14 protein-coding genes are annotated in these 12,974 nt (G+C 69.6%); 6 read left to right on the top strand and 8 right to left on the bottom strand.

Annotation, left to right across the window (positions count from 1 at the left end):
• Nucleotides 1-750 (top strand): bacteriorhodopsin, encoded by a 750-nt coding sequence (locus tag EO776_RS00620; RefSeq protein WP_049932230.1) that lies wholly within the window; start codon nucleotides 1-3, stop codon nucleotides 748-750.
• 19 nt (nucleotides 751-769) lie between these two features.
• Here EO776_RS00620 and ahbB read toward each other — a convergent pair whose 3' ends face one another.
• Both ahbB and EO776_RS18735 read right to left on the bottom strand, forming a co-directional pair.
• Complete coding sequence (gene ahbB, locus EO776_RS00615) at nucleotides 770-1,828, bottom strand: siroheme decarboxylase subunit beta (protein WP_094520569.1); 1,059 nt, start codon at nucleotides 1,826-1,828, stop codon at nucleotides 770-772.
• A 183-nt stretch (nucleotides 1,829-2,011) separates the two neighbouring features.
• Nucleotides 2,012-2,170, bottom strand: coding sequence for a DUF7317 family protein (locus tag EO776_RS18735; RefSeq protein ID WP_167373093.1), 159 nt, complete (start codon nucleotides 2,168-2,170; stop codon nucleotides 2,012-2,014).
• 301 nt (nucleotides 2,171-2,471) lie between these two features.
• Here EO776_RS18735 and EO776_RS00610 point away from each other — a divergent pair, with 301 nt between their 5' ends.
• Nucleotides 2,472-3,563 (top strand): anthranilate phosphoribosyltransferase, encoded by a 1,092-nt coding sequence (locus EO776_RS00610; RefSeq protein WP_094520570.1) that lies wholly within the window; start codon nucleotides 2,472-2,474, stop codon nucleotides 3,561-3,563.
• 18 nt (nucleotides 3,564-3,581) lie between these two features.
• On the opposite strand, the gene EO776_RS00605 is transcribed toward EO776_RS00610, so the two are convergent.
• The 3 genes from EO776_RS00605 to EO776_RS00595 all read right to left on the bottom strand — a co-directional run bounded on the left by EO776_RS00605 (nucleotide 3,582) and on the right by EO776_RS00595 (nucleotide 5,553).
• Nucleotides 3,582-4,421, bottom strand: a complete 840-nt coding sequence (locus tag EO776_RS00605) for an NAD+ synthase (protein WP_049932225.1) — start codon at nucleotides 4,419-4,421, stop codon at nucleotides 3,582-3,584.
• A 104-nt stretch (nucleotides 4,422-4,525) separates the two neighbouring features.
• Nucleotides 4,526-5,173 carry an NUDIX hydrolase gene (locus EO776_RS00600; protein ID WP_094495609.1) on the bottom strand — a complete coding sequence of 216 codons (648 nt, stop codon included), beginning with the start codon at nucleotides 5,171-5,173 and terminating at the stop codon, nucleotides 4,526-4,528.
• Complete coding sequence (locus EO776_RS00595; RefSeq protein ID WP_094520571.1) at nucleotides 5,170-5,553, bottom strand: hypothetical protein; 384 nt, start codon at nucleotides 5,551-5,553, stop codon at nucleotides 5,170-5,172. The genes EO776_RS00600 and EO776_RS00595 overlap by 4 nt, the downstream gene beginning before the upstream one ends.
• A 165-nt stretch (nucleotides 5,554-5,718) precedes the next feature.
• Between EO776_RS00595 and EO776_RS00590 the strand changes: the two genes are divergently transcribed.
• From EO776_RS00590 to EO776_RS00580, 3 genes are all read left to right on the top strand, one after another.
• Nucleotides 5,719-6,675: a DUF5787 family protein gene (locus EO776_RS00590; protein WP_094520572.1), complete on the top strand. Its 957-nt coding sequence runs from the start codon at nucleotides 5,719-5,721 to the stop codon at nucleotides 6,673-6,675.
• A 34-nt stretch (nucleotides 6,676-6,709) separates the two neighbouring features.
• Complete coding sequence (locus tag EO776_RS00585) at nucleotides 6,710-7,117, top strand: CBS domain-containing protein (RefSeq protein ID WP_086215291.1); 408 nt, start codon at nucleotides 6,710-6,712, stop codon at nucleotides 7,115-7,117.
• Nucleotides 7,118-7,239: 122 nt separating this feature from the next.
• Nucleotides 7,240-8,604, top strand: coding sequence for an LLM class flavin-dependent oxidoreductase (locus EO776_RS00580; RefSeq protein WP_094520573.1), 1,365 nt, complete (start codon nucleotides 7,240-7,242; stop codon nucleotides 8,602-8,604).
• Between the two features lie 391 nt (nucleotides 8,605-8,995).
• On the opposite strand, the gene EO776_RS00575 is transcribed toward EO776_RS00580, so the two are convergent.
• Nucleotides 8,996-9,469: a deoxyuridine 5'-triphosphate nucleotidohydrolase gene (locus EO776_RS00575; protein ID WP_049932211.1), complete on the bottom strand. Its 474-nt coding sequence runs from the start codon at nucleotides 9,467-9,469 to the stop codon at nucleotides 8,996-8,998.
• A gap of 275 nt (nucleotides 9,470-9,744) precedes the next feature.
• On the opposite strand from EO776_RS00575, the gene EO776_RS00570 reads away from it, so the two are divergent.
• Nucleotides 9,745-11,730, top strand: coding sequence for an aconitate hydratase (locus EO776_RS00570; protein WP_094520574.1), 1,986 nt, complete (start codon nucleotides 9,745-9,747; stop codon nucleotides 11,728-11,730).
• A 134-nt stretch (nucleotides 11,731-11,864) separates the two neighbouring features.
• Here the strand turns inward: EO776_RS00570 and EO776_RS00565 are convergent, their stop codons facing one another.
• Complete coding sequence (locus EO776_RS00565) at nucleotides 11,865-12,518, bottom strand: 30S ribosomal protein S7 (protein ID WP_049932207.1); 654 nt, start codon at nucleotides 12,516-12,518, stop codon at nucleotides 11,865-11,867.
• Nucleotides 12,515-12,943 carry a 30S ribosomal protein S12 gene (locus EO776_RS00560; RefSeq protein WP_006111505.1) on the bottom strand — a complete coding sequence of 143 codons (429 nt, stop codon included), beginning with the start codon at nucleotides 12,941-12,943 and terminating at the stop codon, nucleotides 12,515-12,517. Before EO776_RS00560 ends, EO776_RS00565 begins: the two co-directional genes overlap by 4 nt.
• Nucleotides 12,944-12,974: the final 31 nt, after the last annotated feature.

The following is a 12,974-nucleotide window of genomic DNA, read 5'->3' as shown; positions in this document are numbered from 1 at the left end:
ATGCTCGTCGACACCACCGTCTGGGCGTGGATCGGCGCGCTCGCGATGGGCGCCGGAACGGTTCCCCCGCTGTGGGCGTGGCTCTCCGGATCGTCGGCGACCGACGAGTCGCACGGCGTCTACTACGGGACCCTCGCCGGCGTCACCGGCGTCGCGGCGCTCGCGTACCTCGCGATGGCGCTCGGCGTCGGCACGCTGTCGACGGCGGCCGGCGAGCTGGAGGTCGTCCGGTACGTCGACTGGCTCGTGACCACGCCGCTCATACTCCTCTACCTCGGGCTGCTCGCCCGCCCGTCCCGACGGGTGCTCACCGGGCTGATCGGCGTCGACGTGGTGGTCATCGCCGGCGGGGTCACCGCCGCCGCCACCGGCGGAGCGGTGTCGTGGGCCGCCTTCGCCGTCGGCGGAGCCGCGTACCTCGCGCTCGTCTACGGGCTGCTCGTCGCGCTCCCGCGGTCGGCATCGGCGGAGGGCGACCGGGTCCGCGCCGTCTTCGGCACGCTGCGGAACATCACCGTGGTGCTGTGGACGCTGTACCCGGTCGTGTGGCTGCTCGCGCCCACCGGTTTCGGCCTGCTGACGCCCGCGACGGAGATGCTCGTGTTCGTCTACCTCGACATCGTCTCGAAGGTCGGCTTCGTCGTCATCGCGGTCGCGGGCGCGGACGCGCTCGACCGCCTCGGCGCCGGTGAGTTCGCCGCCGCCGACTCGGCGGCAGAAGAGCGGACGGCCGCCCTCGGCGACGACTGAGCCGCGGAGATTTTTTGCGTTACCCGTCGTCCGCGACGAGGTCCTCGTAGCGCGCGCCGGTCTGTTTCAGCGTCTCGGTCGAGTAGAGTCGCTCGTGGTCGAACGGGAGGTGGTCGGTCGCCAGCTCGTCGATCTTCGCGTCGACCGCCTCCGCCTCCCGACCGTGGATCATCGTGAACAGGTTGTACTCCCACTCCTGGTCGGGGCGACGCGGGCGGTGGTAACAGAGCGTGACGTACGGAAGGCTGCCGACCGCCTCGCCGCGCTCGTCGAGCTCCTCGTCCGGCACGTCCCAGACCACCATACAGTTGTTCGTGAAGCCGGTGACGACGTGGTTGACGACGCAACCGATCCGCTTGATACAGCCGTCGGCGAGGAGGCGCTCGACCGCCACGAGCACGTCGTCGACGGGCGCGTCGATCTCGTTCGCCACGTCGGCATAGGGGGTCGCGGACAGCGGGAAGCCGTCCTGGATCGCCAAGAGGAGGTCCGCTTCGAGCGGGCTCAGGTCGCCGCGCGCGTCCTCGGAGATGCGGGTGGCGGAGACGTCGGTGTGGTCGAGCGACTCCCGCGCGAACCGGTCGGCGTTGACTACGGGGAACTCAAGGTCGATGTAGTAGTCCGTGAGCATCGGGAGCGCGAGCACCTCGCAGCCGGTTTGCTCCTCGATCTCCGCGAGGATCTCGTCGCGCTTCTCGCGGGAGCCCGCGGTGACGACGAACCACTGGTTCCACTCGTGGTCGCGGCGGTAGTTGTGGTTCACCTGCCGGTACCCGTTGATCACCTCGGCGACCTCGTCGAACCGGTCGTCCGGCGCGCGCACCGCCGCGAGCGTCGACGAGCCGATGACCGGTGGGTTGAGGACCGCGCCGAACCGGCGGAACACGCCGCGCTCGCGGAGGTCGCGGACGCGGTCGAGGAGGTCGTCGGCGTCGACCGCGACGCCCGTCTCGGCCGCGATCTCGCGGGCGACCCGCTCGAACGGACGGCGTTCGACGGGGAAGCCGCTCTGGTACTCGTCGATGAGGGCCGCGTCGACCGCGTCGAGGTCGGCCCGCCAGTCGGCGTCCAAACTCATTGGAAACGCTTAGGGCGGAGTGTACGTACGGGTTTCGGAGGGCGCCGATCGTCAGGGCGACACCACGTTCGGGGCGGAGCGTCGGTCGGGGTGGAGCGTCGGTCGTCGGCGGGGGGCCTCGCTGGGCGTCGCGACGGTGATTCAGTCGTCGGCGGGGGCCTCGCCGGGCGTCGCGACGGTGATTCAGTCGTCGGCGGGGGCCTCGCCGGGCGTCGGCGCGAACGCCCGGGCGCTCTTCTCCAACTGCGCCGTCGAGCAGCCGCCGACGGTCGCGGCCTGTTCGAGCGTCAGCGTGCGGGACCGATACAGCGTGAGCGCGGTGGCGACGGATTTGGACGTCATCGGGTACGATCGCTAACTATCTGGACAAGCATATAACTCTAACGCTATTTTGACTCTGATACGGCATACTTACAGAGCAAGTTTAGCGCTTATTCACATATATTCTTACAGAACAAGACATTCGTTCATTTGTACTGTGTGGGTGAGTACCACAGATCGGGCGAGAGCGGTCGCGCCGTCCCGGCTCATCGCTCGCGCGCGGTGTTGCCGCGTCGAGTCGGAGGGCGGAGGCGGTCCCTCTCGTTCCCGCGGTGCGGGAGTCGAACGGGGGACTTTTCGTGCGAGAAGCCTAACGGAGCGTATGGCTCAGGCGACTCAGGAGTTCGGCGACTGGCCCCTCAAGCGGCTGATGACCGAGGTCTGCGGCTCCGGCCACAAGTCGGCCGACGACCTGACGCGCGCGCAGGCGACCGAGGCGTTCGAGCGCATCCTCGCGGGCGAGCCCGACCCGACGACGCTCGGGGCGTTCTGGCTCTCGAACCGCTGGAAGCGGAACACGGCCGAGGAGCTCGGCGCGTACGTCGACGTGATGTGCGACCGCGTCGAGTACGCCGAACCCGACGCCGACCCCGTCGACTGCGGCGCGAACTACGACGGGAAGGGACGGACGGCGATCCTCGGCGTCGCGGCGGGCGCGGTCGCGGCCGCCGCGGGCACTCCCGTCGTCGTCCACTCGGGCGACCGCGTGCCCACGCAGAAGCAGGACGCGTACAAACACGTCCTCGACGAGCTCGGCGTCCACACGGAGCTGACCCCCGCTGACTCAGCCGACATGGTCGACGAGACCGGCTTCGGCTTCTACTACCAGCCCGCGTTCAACCCCGCCATCGACGACCTGTTCGACCGGCGCGACCAGATGGGCGTCCGGTCGTTCGTCAACACCGTCGAGACGCTGGCGAACCCCGCCGGCGCGTCCGTCCACCTCGGCTCCTTCTACCACCTCGCGTTCGCGAAGAAGGTGGTCGACACGTTCGTCGAAAGCGAGTTCCACGACCTCGACCGCGTCCTGATGTTCCAGGGCATGGAGGGGTACGACGACGTACGCCCCGGCTACACCAAGGTCGCCGAGTGGGACGCGTCGGGCGACGACGGCGAGGGCAGCGAGGGCGCGTCCTTCGACGACTTCGAGATCGAGACCGCGGAGTACGGGATGGACCTCGAGGAAGACGACCTCGCGGTCGACGACGTCGCGGCCGACTCCGCCGCGATCACCGAGGAGGTGCTGGCGGGCGAGCGAGACGGCGCCTTCGCGGACGCGGTCGCGGTCAACGCCGCGCTTCGGATCTACGCCGGCGGCGACGCCGACTCCATCGAGGAGGGTCTCGACGCCGCCCGCGAGGCCATCGACGACGGCTCCGCGCACGACGTGCTCGAAGCGATGCGGGAGTTCTGAAGGGGCGCGACGCGGGCGTTACAGTTCGCGGGCGGGCGCCGGGGGCATCGCCCGCTTGTGGGCGCTGCGCTCGTGGAGGTCGACCACGCGGTCGACGGCCTCTTCGGGCACGTCGAGTTCGCTGACCGTCGCCGACCGCGAGAGTCCGCCGTCGACGTGGACCGCGAGGATGGCGTCGACGGTGTCGTAGTCGAGCCCCATCTCCTCGGCGTCGGTCTGGCCCTCCCACATCCCCGCGGTCGGCTCCTGCATCACGAGGTCGCGGGGGACGCCGACGTGGGCGGCCAGCTGGCGCACCTGCTGTTTGTAGAGGTTGCCGATGGGGTTACAGTCGACCGCCTGGTCGCCGTACTTCGTGTAGTAGCCGGTCATCGCCTCGGCGCGGTTCCCGGTGCCGAGGACGACCCGGTTCTCGGCGTTAGCGACGAAGTAGTTCAACACGGCGCGGGTGCGGACGTAGACGTTCCCGGCCGCCATCTGGTCCGTCGCGGCCTCCGGGACTGCGTCGAAGAAGGCCTCCGCGATCGGCTGGATCTCGATCACGTCGTACTCGACGCCGAGGTCGTGGGCGACGCGCTCCGCGTCGCTCATCACGTCCGCGTCGTTCACCGCCGAGGGCATCGTGAGGCCGTGGAGGCCGTCCTCGCCGAGCGCCTCGACCGCGAGGTGGGCGGTGAGCGTCGAGTCGATACCGCCCGAGAGGCCGAGGACCGCACCCTCGGCGCCCGCGTCGTCGACGACGTCGCGGATGAACGAGACGATGCGCTCGCGGGTCGCCGCAAGTTCGTCGTCCGAGAGGCGGAGGTCGAGCGGGGGGTCGTCCGACAGCAACACCGACTGCTCCGATGCGTGGCTCATACGTCTATTGAGGGGCCGCAGCGATTAATACCTCCGCGTTGGCCCCGTGAACTGGACGCGTGTCGGGTTCTGTCCGGTCGCCGGCGGACGCCCGGAGGGGTCGCCTACAACAGCCCCTCGCGCTCGGCGAGCAGGAGCCCTTCGAGCGTCGCGTCGTTCGTCGGGGGCTCCCGGGCGATGTCCAGCGCCTCGTCGACCGGGACCGCTCGCGGCGCGAGGAACTCGTTGCTGTCGTGGTCGACGTCGACCGGCTCCAACCCTTCGGCGAACACGTAGCCGCGCGTGTGGCGCAACACGCCCGTCGAACACCACACCTCCTGGAGCAGCGACGTCGAGGACGGCGCAAAGCCGGTCTCCTCGGCGAGTTCGCGCGCACCGGCCTCGGTGTAGGACTCGCCGGACTCGACGATTCCGGCCGGGAGCTCCAGCTGCGTGTTCCGCACGGTGGGCCGGTACTGCTCGACGAACAGCACCCGGTCGTCGGCGACCGCGACGATCACCGTCGCGGGCGACAGCTCCGCCCAGTAGTACTTCTTCGCCGTGCCGTCGGGCTGCTCGACGCGGTCGTAACCGCCGACGAACCACCCCTCGTCGTACTCGACGACGACCTCCTCCACCGGCCACTCGGGCTCGCCCGGCAGCGAGTGGTTGCGCCCGTCGGAGAACGCGGGGAGCTCGCGGAGGTCGGCGGCCGGCGCGTCGGCGCCGGCGGGTCCCTCGTCCGCGCCGGGCGCCCCGTCTTCGTCCGTCACGGGCGGACCACCTCGGCGTGGTACACCTCGCCGCCGCGGCGCACCCGCACGCCGGTCTCGGTCGAGGCGTTCGGCACCTGTTGGGTGAGCGCGTCGACCTCGTCGAACGGGGTGTGGGTGAACCACTCCTTCATCCCGTACGGCCCGGCCTGGTAGCCGTCGGAGCGCCCGTCAGGGCTCTCTATCGCACCGATCAGGTACGGGTACCGGCGGTCGGAGACGTTGTTCACGTCGGCGGCGGTGCCGTTCGTCTCGATCGGCTCGACGCTGAGGTAGTAGGGGTCGCCGCTCCCGAGGTAGCTCGGGAGCGCGCCGAGCGCGAGCAGCGCGACGACGACGAGAACGATGGCGATGAGGAGGTTCCGGGTGACCCGGCGCATGGTCGCCGTAGGGTCCCGCGGGGAATACCGGTTTCGGCCGACCGGACCGCGGTCGGCGGGACGCGACCGCGTGGGTGACGACTCGCGGTGACGCGACCGCGACGGCGGCGACTCACGGCGAGAGGGCGGCGACGCGTTTTAGCCCGAGGCCGCCTTGTTCGCGGTATGGAGTACCGGTTCGAGCTGGCGTTGTGCGCCGCGCTCGAATCGCCTGACCGGGTCGTCGCCCGCCAGCTCGGGGCGGGCGTCGAGACGCCCGGCGCGCGCATCGTCGATGTCTGTCTGCTGTCGCCGGGACCCGGCTTCGACGACCGCGCCGCGATCAGCGCCGAGCGGATCCCCGGTCCGGCCGTCGAGGCCGCGGTCGGCCCGGGCGAGGCCGTCCCCGTCGCCGACGCCTTTGACCTCCCGCCGGACCGGGCCGCAGCCGTCGTCGACCGCGCGGTCGAGGTCGGCTACCTCGAACGCGAGCGGCGGAACGGCCGGGAGGTCGTCCGCGCGACCGCGCGCTACCCGGACGACTGGGTGGGCGAGCTCGTCGCCGTCGAGAACAAGCCCGACCTCGGGACGCCGGGCGACCTGGAGGCGCAGCTCCGGTACGACGCCGCGCTCGGACTCTTCGACGAGGTGGTCCTCGCCACCGCCTCGTACGTCACCCGCGCGCACCTCAATCGGATCCCGGACGCGGTCGGCGTCTGGCGGTTCGACCCGGAGACGGGCGAGCGCGAGGTCGTCCGCGAGCCGACGCCGCTCGACCCGGCGGCGCCGGGCGTCGAGATCCGCGACGAGCGGCCCTCCCGCACGGACGTGGCGCTCGTCGGCCCCGAGGCGAAGGCCCGCAAGCGGCGGCGGGTCGCCGAGCGCGCCTACGGGAAGGGGTGGCGCCCCGACCCGCCGGCGTGCGCGCACGGCGAGACGACCGCCGACGGGCGACCGCGCTGCGCGCACTTCGACCGCGTCGTCGACCCCGGCCGCGAGTGCGGAGGCGGGTGTCCCGCGTTCGAGGCGGCCGACCGGCCGGCGGCCGAGCGCGACGGCCTCCGCGACGAACGGACGGCGTGGGTCGCGGCTCCCGAGGGGGACGGCCCGCGCCGTCAGTCCGGGCTCTCACGGTATCTGTGAGAACGCTTATACGGCGAGGGCGGGTCTCTCCGGTATGGACGAGATCGAAGACGTCTTCGTCGCGCGACTGATGTCGACGGACCTCCACACGGTGACGCCGGACACGTTGGTCGAGGACGCGGCCGCGGTGCTGCTCGAAAACGACATCAGCTCCGTGCTGGTCGTCGACGACGACGGCGACCTCGTCGGGATCCTCACCTCGACGGACTTCGTCGACATCGTCGCCAAGAGCCAACCGAAAGCCGAGACGACCGTCGAGCGGTACATGACGCGCGACCCGATCACCACCGGCGCGCAAGACGACGTGTCGGCGGTCGCCGCGACGATGCTGGAACGCGGGTTCCACCACGTCCCGGTCGTCGACGGGAAGACCCCCATCGGCATCATCACCACCTCCGACTTCGCCGCGTACGTCTCCTCGCCGGAGTCGGTCTCCGCGTAGGGCCCGCGGGTCGGCGTCCGGTCGGCGGTCGCTCCGCGCGTCTCCGTCGCGAGGCGTCCGCGACCGCGACAAGTGACGCCACTTCCTGTGGCCGTATTACCCCGGAACGCGTACGGTGGTCCGTGTCCGATCACCTACACCTCAACCTCTTCACCATGACCTCGGTGGAGCACGTCTCGCCCGGGTCGTGGCGGTACCCCGGCGACCGGTCGGCGGACTACGCCGACCGCGAGTACTGGACCGAGGTCGCGCGCACCGCCGAGCGCGGCGGCTTCGACGCGGTGTTCTTCGCCGACGTGCGCGGAATCTACGACGTGTACGGCGACGACCGCGAGACGGCCGTCGAGCGGGCGGTCCAGACGCCAGCGAACGACCCGCAGCTGGTCGTGCCCGCGATGGCGGAGGTCACGGACGACCTCGGCTTCGCGGTGACGCGCTCGACGACGTACACCCACCCCTACCAGCTGGCGCGGGAGTTCTCGACGCTCGATCACCTCACCGACGGCCGGGTGGCGATCAACGTCGTCACCTCGTACCTGGAGTCGGCCGCGGCGAACCTCGGCCTCGACGATCGGATGGACAAGGAGACGCGCTACGACCGCGCCGACGAGTTCCTCGACGTCTGCTACGAGCTGTGGGAGGAGTCGTGGGAAGACGACGCGGTCGAGGCCGACCGCGAGGCCGGGCGGTACAGCGACCCGGAGAAGGTCCACGCGATCGATTACGAGGGCGATCACTTCTCTGTGCCGGGGCCGCACGGCTGCGAGCCGTCGCCTCAGCGCACCCCCGTCGTCTACCAGGCCGGTTCCTCCGACTACGGCCGGTCGTTCGCCGCGCGCAACGCCGAGGCCGTCTTCGCCAGCCAGCCGACCGAGGAGGGCGCCGTCGAGTACATGTCGGACGTGAAGTCGCGCGCGGCCGACGCCGGGCGCGACCCCGAGAGCCTCCGCTTTTTCATCGGCGTGGTGCCGATCGTCGGCGAGACGCAGGCGCTCGCGGAGGCGAAGCACGCGGAGTACAAGCGGCACGTCGACGTCGAGGCGACGCTCGCGCTGCTGTCCGGCTTCCTCGACATGGACCTATCCGAACTCGACCCCGACCAGAAGGTCGAACACATCGAGACGGACGCGATCCAAGGGACGATGAACGCGTTCACGAAGGCGCAGCCGGACCGCGAGTGGACGGTCCGCGAAGTCGCGGAGTTCTGCGGGCTCGGCACCACCTCGCCGAAGATCGTCGGCACCCCGGAGGTGATCGCCGACGAGCTCCAGCGCTGGCACGAAGAGGTCGGCGTCCACGGGTTCAACGTCAAGGAGGTCGTCCGCCCGGACTCGCTCGTCGACTTCGTCGACCTCGTCGTCCCGGAGCTCCGCGAGCGCGGGCTCGTCCCCCCGGCCGACGCCGAGCCGCCGGGTGAGACGCTCCGCGAGCGACTCCTCGGCGAAGGACAGACGCGGCTCCGCGCCGACCACCCCACCCGCCAGTAGCGGGAGAGAGTCCGCCGCCGAGTCGACGGGACCGGACTGCAGTCGGGCTGTTTCGGTTCCTGTTGGTCACGTGTTGTGAACATCTTGCCGCTAGCTAATACGATAACGCTGCCGCCCCCGGCACGCTTAAGTATCTACCTCCGCTTGTTTCAGGTGACGCTTCGCTTGGAGGGCCGAAGCGTCAGCGGGGACCTACTGAACGACACGCTCGTGCCACCTTTTCCCGGCACGGGCGTGCCGTTCGTTCCTTTGACTCCCGAGCTACGGGTGTTCCGTCCGTTTGCGACGACGGCGTGGTAGTGGTGGAAGCGCTCGTCACCGACCGGTGCGCCCAGCGGCGTCGCACTCGCGCGCGGCGGTGGATGTGGCCGACGGGCGCCAACCGATCGTTTCAGAGGTTCTCTTGCTGGTACGCGCCGTCGTACGTCCCGTCGTGATCGGCCTCTGCGAGCACCAGCTGCGCGATCCGCGCGCCCGGCTCGATCTCGATCGGGTGTCCCACGTCGAGGCGCCCCTCGCCGACCCCCTCGTAGCCCGCGTCCCACACCGCGGTGTCGAGGGTACAGGCGTTCCGCAGCAGCGTCGAGCGCGGGAGGACGAAGCCGATCCGCTCGTCCGGGATCCGCACCGGCTCGCCGTACCGGACGACGTAGCTCCCGCGTTCGAGCCGGTAACAGTCGCCCCGCGGCTCCAGTTCCCGGCGCTCGCCCACGCGCTTCCCGTCGCGCCCGAGCCGGCCCGGTTCCGCCTGTTCGAACAGCGCGTCGACGGTGAGGTCGACGCCGTTCGGCTGTCGCTGCGCGTCGTCGAGGTCGGCGCCGGCCGCGGAGAGCGCCGCCGCGACCGCGGCTCCCGAATCGAACATGCGCGTCCGGAACCGCGGCCGAGCCTAAACGGTGTCGACCGCGCCGCGGGTCGCTCGCGCGGAAAGCGGCAGCTCTCGCCGGAGGCGCGGAGACGGTGGTTTTCGGCCGTTTCAGGCGTTTAATGACCTAAAATACTCGGCACGGCTACGTATTTCACGGTGTATGGTACCACTGTGAGTTCACAGCGAACGTTGCCGCATCGGACGATCTAACACGGTCGATCTTCGGGAAACTCGCGGGTTTTATATCCACGGGAGAGCCAACTGCGGATGATATGGGACAAACGATTACAGAGAAGATCCTCGATGAGCATCTCGTCGAGGGCGAGCTGACGCCCGGCGAGGAGATCGGCATCGAGATAGACCAAGTGCTGACGCAGGACACCACGGGGACGATGGTGTGGCTCCAGTTCGAGGCCCTCGAAATGGACGAGGTCCAGACGGAGCTGGCCGCGCAGTACTGCGACCACCAGACGTACCAGTTCGACTTCAAGAACACTGACGACCACCGCTTCCTCCGCTCCGCGGCCGGCACGTACGGCGCGTACTTCTCGCGGCCCGGCAACGGTATCTGCCACCAAGTCCACAAGGAGAACTTCGCGGCGCCCGGCAAGACGCTGCTCGGCTCCGACTCGCACACGCCGACCCCCGGCGGGCTCGGCCAGCTCGCGATCGGCGCCGGCGGGCTCGACATCGCCGTCGCGATGGGCGGCGGCCCCTACTACGTCGAGATGCCGGAGGTCGTCAACGTCCACCTCGAGGGCGAGCTCCCCGAGTGGGCGACCGCGAAGGACATCGCGCTCCACCTGCTCGGCGAGCTGACCGTCAAGGGCGGCGTCGGCAAGATCTTCGAGTACACCGGCCCCGGCGCCGAGAAGCTCACGATCCCCGAGCGCACCACGATCACGAACCTCGGCACCGAGCTCGGCGCCACCTCCTCGATCTTCGCGACCGACGAGAAGACGAAGGACTGGCTCGCGCGCCAGGACCGCGAGGACGAGTTCGTCGACCTCCAGCCCGACGAGGACGCGGAGTACGCGGAGACGATCGAGATCGACCTGACCGAGCTCGAGCCGCTCGTGGCCGCCCCCTCGATGCCCGACAACGTCGCCCCCGTCAGCGAGTACGAGGGCACCGACGTCGAGCAGGTCATCGTCGGCTCCTGTACCAACGGCGCCTACGAGGACATCCTCCCCAGCGCGAAGATGCTGGAGGACCGCGAGGTCGCCAAGCAGACCGAGATGATCGTCGCGCCCGGCTCGAAGCAGGCCTCCGAGATGCTGGCACGCGAGGGCTGGACCGCGGAGATGATGGCGGCCGGCGTCAACTTCTCCGAGGCGACCTGCGGCGCGTGTATCGGCATCGGTCACGTGCCCGCCTCCGACTCCGTCTCGCTGCGCACCTTCAACCGCAACTTCGAGGGCCGCTCGGGCATCGAGGACGACTCCGTCTTCCTCTGCTCGCCCGAGGTCGCCACCGCGGCGGCCATCACCGGCGAGATCGTCGACCCGCGTGACCTCGCGGACGAGCTCGGCGACCTCGAAGCGCCCGGTCTCGAAATGGGTACGAAGTACGGCCCCGGCATGGGAGAGGACGACTCCGACATCATCTCGCCCGACGAGGCGATCGACGACGGGCTCGTCAAGGGTCCGAACATCGGCGACGTGCCGCTGAAGGACGACATCGACGTGGACGGCGGCGAAGCCCTCCTCAAGATGGAGGACAACATCACCACCGACCACATCATCCCGGCGACGGCGGACATCCTGAAGTTCCGCTCGAACATCGAGAAGCTCTCCGAGTTCACGCTCTCGCGCGTCGACGACACGTTCGCCGACCGCGCGCTCGACGCCGACGGCGGCGTCCTCGTGGCCGGCGAGAACTACGGCCAGGGCTCCTCGCGCGAACACGCCGCGCTCTGTCCGATGTACCTCGGCATCGAGGCCGTCTTCGCGCAGAGCTTCGCCCGCATCCACAAGGCGAACCTGTTCAACTTCGGGATCGTCCCGCTGGCGATCGACGAGGAGACGTACGAGGAGATCGACCAGGGCGACGACCTCGAAATCGTCGACGACGTGCCCGCGGGCGTCCGCTCCGGGCAGGAGGAGTTCACCGTGAGCGTCAACGGCGAGTGGGAGTTCACCGCCGACCTCGACGCCTCCGAGCGCGAGCGCGACATCCTCGCGGCCGGCGGCAAGCTCTCGTGGGTCAAACAGCAGCACGCCGACGGCGGCTCCGGCGCAACGCCGGCCGACGACTGACGCCGCGACCGCGCGGCCGAACCCGACTTTCTTTTTTCGCTCCTCACCAGCGGCGGCGACGCGCCCGACGCGGCGAGATCGAGGCGGACCCGTCGGTGGGCGGTCGGAAAGAGATGTAGAAAACGCCGGCGGCGTCAGCGGGCCGCGGCGGCGACGCGTTCGCGCTCCTCCTTCTGCGAGATGGAGTAGGAGCCCTCGACGTCGTAGTCGGCGGCGGCGACGAGTTCGTTCGCGAGCGCCTCGGCGGCGGCGGTCGTCGACTTGTACGTCGCGCTCGCGACGGCGTCGGAGATGAAGAGCAACGCCTGATCGACGCGGCGCTGGGGCGCGACGTCGACCGCCTTCGGGACGGAGATGCCGCCGTACTTCAGGCGGACGGTCTCCTCGCGGGGCGCGGCGTTCTCGACGGCGCTCACGAGGATCTGGACCGGGTTCTCCTCGGTCCGGTCGTGAACGATGTCGAAGGCGTCGCGGACGATCCGCGTCGCCTGCTGTTTCTTCCCGGTGTTCTCCTCGGTCTGCATCAGGCGGTTGATCAGCCGCTCGACCAGGGAGATCTCCGACTTCTTGAACTGCTTCGACGCGTGGCGGCCCATCGTGTGCGCGATGGGCGTCACCGTCATGTACCGCTTCGTCGAGGGATCCTCGTAGGCGATCTCGGTGACGTCCCAGACGCCGAACAGCTTGGCGTTCTCGTTGGCGGCCTCGCTCGACGCGGGCGCGTCCGGGTCCGGCTCCTCGGCGGCGACGTCCTCCTCGGACGGCGCCTCGGTTTCCTCGCCGCTCATCTGACCGGCTTCTCCGCGTTGCCGCGAACCAGTTCGATCATCGACACGCCGTTGACCTTCTCGACTTTGTAGTTGACGCCGGAGAGGTCGCCCATCGCGCGACCCTTCGCGCCGCCGATCCCGGCGATCGTGACCTCGTCGTGCTCGTCGATGAACGAGATCGCGCCGTCACCGGGGCAGAACGCGGTGACCTGCTTCCCGTTTTTGATGAGCTGAACCCGGACGCACTTTCGGATCGCCGAGTTCGGCTGCTTTGCCTCGATGCCGACCTTTTCGAGGACGATGCCGCGCGCCTGCGGGGCACCCTCCAGGGGGTCGGACTTCGTCTTGAGCCCGCGCTCGCGCCGAGCGTACTCGGAGTCGGACCAGCGTCGCTTCTGCCGGTCCTTTTTGAGCTTACGGGCCGCGTACTTGCCGTTCGCCATCGTACGTCTACTTCCGAACGGAGCTACTTAA

It is taken from the genome of Halorubrum ezzemoulense (assembly GCF_004126515.1).
GTDB classification, from domain to species: Archaea; Halobacteriota; Halobacteria; order Halobacteriales; family Haloferacaceae; genus Halorubrum; species Halorubrum ezzemoulense.
The sequence above is the reverse complement of the archived record's forward strand: the minus strand, read 5'-3'. Positions and strand labels throughout refer to the sequence as shown.

Bases quoted from the DNA above. Each gene is read 5' to 3' on its own strand.
- EO776_RS00620 (WP_049932230.1), top strand. From the start codon at position 1: ATGCTCGTCGACACCACCGTCTGGGCGTGGATCGGCGCGCTCGCGATG.
- ahbB (WP_094520569.1), bottom strand. From the start codon at position 1,828: ATGAGTTTGGACGCCGACTGGCGGGCCGACCTCGACGCGGTCGACGCG.
- EO776_RS18735 (WP_167373093.1), bottom strand. From the start codon at position 2,170: ATGACGTCCAAATCCGTCGCCACCGCGCTCACGCTGTATCGGTCCCGC.
- EO776_RS00610 (WP_094520570.1), top strand. From the start codon at position 2,472: ATGGCTCAGGCGACTCAGGAGTTCGGCGACTGGCCCCTCAAGCGGCTG.
- EO776_RS00605 (WP_049932225.1), bottom strand. From the start codon at position 4,421: ATGAGCCACGCATCGGAGCAGTCGGTGTTGCTGTCGGACGACCCCCCG.
- EO776_RS00595 (WP_094520571.1), bottom strand. From the start codon at position 5,553: ATGCGCCGGGTCACCCGGAACCTCCTCATCGCCATCGTTCTCGTCGTC.
- EO776_RS00590 (WP_094520572.1), top strand. From the start codon at position 5,719: ATGGAGTACCGGTTCGAGCTGGCGTTGTGCGCCGCGCTCGAATCGCCT.
- EO776_RS00585 (WP_086215291.1), top strand. From the start codon at position 6,710: ATGGACGAGATCGAAGACGTCTTCGTCGCGCGACTGATGTCGACGGAC.
- EO776_RS00575 (WP_049932211.1), bottom strand. From the start codon at position 9,469: ATGTTCGATTCGGGAGCCGCGGTCGCGGCGGCGCTCTCCGCGGCCGGC.
- EO776_RS00570 (WP_094520574.1), top strand. From the start codon at position 9,745: ATGGGACAAACGATTACAGAGAAGATCCTCGATGAGCATCTCGTCGAG.
- EO776_RS00565 (WP_049932207.1), bottom strand. From the start codon at position 12,518: ATGAGCGGCGAGGAAACCGAGGCGCCGTCCGAGGAGGACGTCGCCGCC.
- EO776_RS00560 (WP_006111505.1), bottom strand. From the start codon at position 12,943: ATGGCGAACGGCAAGTACGCGGCCCGTAAGCTCAAAAAGGACCGGCAG.